3 protein-coding genes are annotated in these 2,804 nt (G+C 70.0%); 2 read left to right on the top strand and 1 reads right to left on the bottom strand.

Annotated features, from left to right (window positions below; all coding sequences use genetic code 11):
• Positions 1 to 69 precede the first annotated feature (69 nt).
• Positions 70 to 423 carry a hypothetical protein gene (locus HY703_01365; protein ID MBI4543827.1) on the top strand — a complete coding sequence of 118 codons (354 nt, stop codon included), beginning with the start codon at positions 70 to 72 and terminating at the stop codon, positions 421 to 423.
• A gap of 60 nt (positions 424 to 483) precedes the next feature.
• On the opposite strand, the gene HY703_01360 is transcribed toward HY703_01365, so the two are convergent.
• Positions 484 to 1,932 carry a sodium:alanine symporter family protein gene (locus tag HY703_01360; GenBank protein MBI4543826.1) on the bottom strand — a complete coding sequence of 483 codons (1,449 nt, stop codon included), beginning with the start codon at positions 1,930 to 1,932 and terminating at the stop codon, positions 484 to 486.
• Between the two features lie 176 nt (positions 1,933 to 2,108).
• Here HY703_01360 and HY703_01355 point away from each other — a divergent pair.
• On the top strand, positions 2,109 to 2,804 hold a 696-nt coding region (locus tag HY703_01355), incomplete at its 3' end, for a DEAD/DEAH box helicase (GenBank protein MBI4543825.1).

The raw sequence follows: 2,804 nt of genomic DNA, 5'->3' as shown, positions 1-2,804 counted from the left end.
GTGCTAGCCGACAGGGAGCGCGCGCTGCGCTGATTCCTGCTGGCCGGCGCAAAGATTCCGAGGGGGCGAATGGCTGACTATGAGCGCAGGACCGCGGCTGGCGTCGCGGACGTGCTGCGGCTGGCGGAGCAGGTGCTAGCCGCGCGCCTGCCCATCGAGAAGGTGGCGGCGGACGCGCACTCGATCACCTTGCGGGGCCGCGACGGCACACTCGTTGTGCGGGCTCACCGTCACGGCCTCGAGACCGTGGTGCAGGCGTCGACGAACCAGCTCCGCACCTCACGCCTCGACATCGAGGCCCAGTATTTCCTGAACGAGCTGCCGTACCAGCCGGAGGACGTGCCGCGGCAGCCGGGGGACACGCTGGCGGGCGGGCGCGCCAGACCCGTGGCATCTCCCAGTCTCGGCAGCGCGAGCGACTGAGGGCGGCCGGGCTCGGTCCGGCGCGGAATCGCGGGATCTGCCTGCCCCCAGGCCGGCCGGTCAGGCGCGGTCCGCCGGCACTGCGCCGCCCGGCGCTTCGTCGGCTACCATGGTGCCAGCGCGGAGCGCCATGAGCTTGCGCGTCTCTTCCACGACAATCCGCGACAGCAGCAGCAGCCCCACCAGGTTGGGTACCGCCATGGCTCCGTTCATCACATCACTGAAGTCCCAGACGGCCTGGAACCCTGCCCGCTCCTCCGTGCCGAGTTGGAGCACGTAGGCGCCGACAAAGGAGGCGAAGACGAAGAGCAGGCGGTAGGGCAGGATGGCGCGGACGCCCAGCAGATACTCGACCGACCGCTCGCCGTAATAGGACCAGCCGAGGATCGTGGAGAAGGCGAAGAAGGCGAGGCCGAGGGAGACGATGTAGCCGCCCCACTCGCCAGGCAGCCCGTGGCTGAACGCGGCCACGGTGAGCGGCGCGCCGGATAGGCCGCTGCCTGCCGCATCCGTCATGGTCCAGGCGCCTGTCGCGACTATGACGAAGCCGGTGATCGAGCAGACGACGATGGTGTCGATGAAGGTCTGGGTCATGGAGACCAGTGCCTGACTGGCCGGGATATGGGTCTGGGCGGCGGCGGCAGCAATGCCGCCCGTTCCCAGGCCGGACTCGTTCGAGAAGATGCCGCGGGCGAAACCCCAGCGGACGGCGTCGCGCACACTTGCGCCGAGGAACCCGCCCAGCGGCGCGGTGGGCGTGAACGCCTCGGCGAAGACGTAGGCCACGATGTTCGGCAGCCCCCGCCAGTTGATGGCCAGGACCACGAGGCCGCCGATCATGTAGAACGCGATCATGAAGGGGACAAAGAAGCTGGTCGCGCGGCCAATGCTGCGGATGCCGCCCAGGATGACCATGGCGGCGAGCACGGCAATGACCAGGCCGGTCCAGAAAGGAGGCACGCCGAAGGACGCGCGGAGCGCGTGGGCCACGGAGTTGGATTGCACCATGTCGCCAATGCCGAATGCGGCCACGGCGGCGAACAGGGCGAAGAGGAAGCCGAGGGTTTTGCCGAACCAGCCGCCCAGGCCCCGGGAGAGGTAGTACATCGGTCCGCCGGCCATGTCGCCGCGGGGATCGACTACGCGGTAGCGGACGCCGAGCACGGCCTCGGAGTACTTGGTGGCCATGCCGAACAGGCCGGTGACCCACATCCAGAACAGGGCGCCCGGTCCGCCCGCGGCAATGGCCGCGGCCACGCCGGCGATGTTGCCCACGCCGACGGTCGCGGCCAGTGCCGTCATGAGCGCCTGGAAGTGGGAGATGTCGCCCTGGGCGCCCTCCTCCTTGCGCTTGACCAGTGCCAGCCAGAGCGAGTGGCGCAGCTCCCGGAACTGCAGCCCGCGCAGCAGGAGGGTGAGATAGATGCCTGTGCCGACGAGCAGCAGGATCATGGGCAGGCCCCACACGATGCTGCTGATCTTGCCGAGCCAGAGCTGGACAATCTCCATGCGCATGCTCCGTAAAGATGCGGGGGAGGGGGCGGCGCGCGGCCGGAAACAGGGCGCCCGTGGCGGAGTGGCCAGGCCGGACGGCTTGGTGGCGCGCGGGCGGGCAAGTTAGCGGCCTGGGCAGTCAATTTGCAAGCAAGTATATTGCGAGCGGAGCAGTTTATCCGGGGATCGAGATGGCCGAAACATTTGCAGATCTGGGGCTGAGGCCGGAGCTGGTCGCGGAAGCCGAAGCGGCAGGGTTCGCCTTCCCCACGCCGCTGCAGCGCGCGGCCATGCCGGTGCTCAGACGAGGTGGCAACGCTGTGCTGCACGCCTCTGAGGGCGCCGGCGTGACCGCGGCGTACGGGCTGGCCCTGCTGGACCGGCTGGCCGGCGAGCCGGCCGGCGCAGCGGCGGGCGGTGGTGCGGCGATCCGTGCCGTCGACGGGGAGCGTGGGGAGCGTGGGGAGCGTGCGCTCCAGGCGGTGGTGCTGGTGCCGCTCGATGAGGCCGCGGCCCGCATTGCCATTTTCCTCGCCCGCTTTGCCCGCCCACTCGGACTACGGGTGCTCGCGCTGGAGCGGGACTGGCCGCCAGTGAGGACGGGGGCGGATGTGCTGGTGGCCGCGCCGGCGGCCCTGCTGGAGGCGATCCAGAAGTCGCTGGTCAAGCTGGACGCGGTGCGTGCCTTTGTGGTGCACGGCGCCTCGACGATGCTGTCACTGATCAGGCGGGAGGTCCTGGAGGACATCGCCAACTCGATGCCGCGGGAGGCGCAGCGGGTGCTGACGAGTGGCGAACTTTCGGCCGCGGTCGAGGACTACATCGAGCGGCACGTCCGGCGTCCCCTCCGGTTTGGCGGGCGGGCTGCGGAGCCCGCGGCGGCGGGC

The sequence above is a fragment of the Gemmatimonadota bacterium genome (assembly GCA_016209965.1).
Taxonomy (GTDB): domain Bacteria; phylum Gemmatimonadota; class Gemmatimonadetes; order Longimicrobiales; family RSA9; genus JACQVE01.
The sequence above is the reverse complement of the archived record's forward strand: the minus strand, read 5'-3'. Positions and strand labels throughout refer to the sequence as shown.

Excerpts from the sequence above, each read along its gene's own strand:
- HY703_01365 (MBI4543827.1), top strand. The coding sequence starts at position 70 with ATGGCTGACTATGAGCGCAGGACCGCGGCTGGCGTCGCGGACGTGCTG.
- HY703_01360 (MBI4543826.1), bottom strand. The coding sequence starts at position 1,932 with ATGGAGATTGTCCAGCTCTGGCTCGGCAAGATCAGCAGCATCGTGTGG.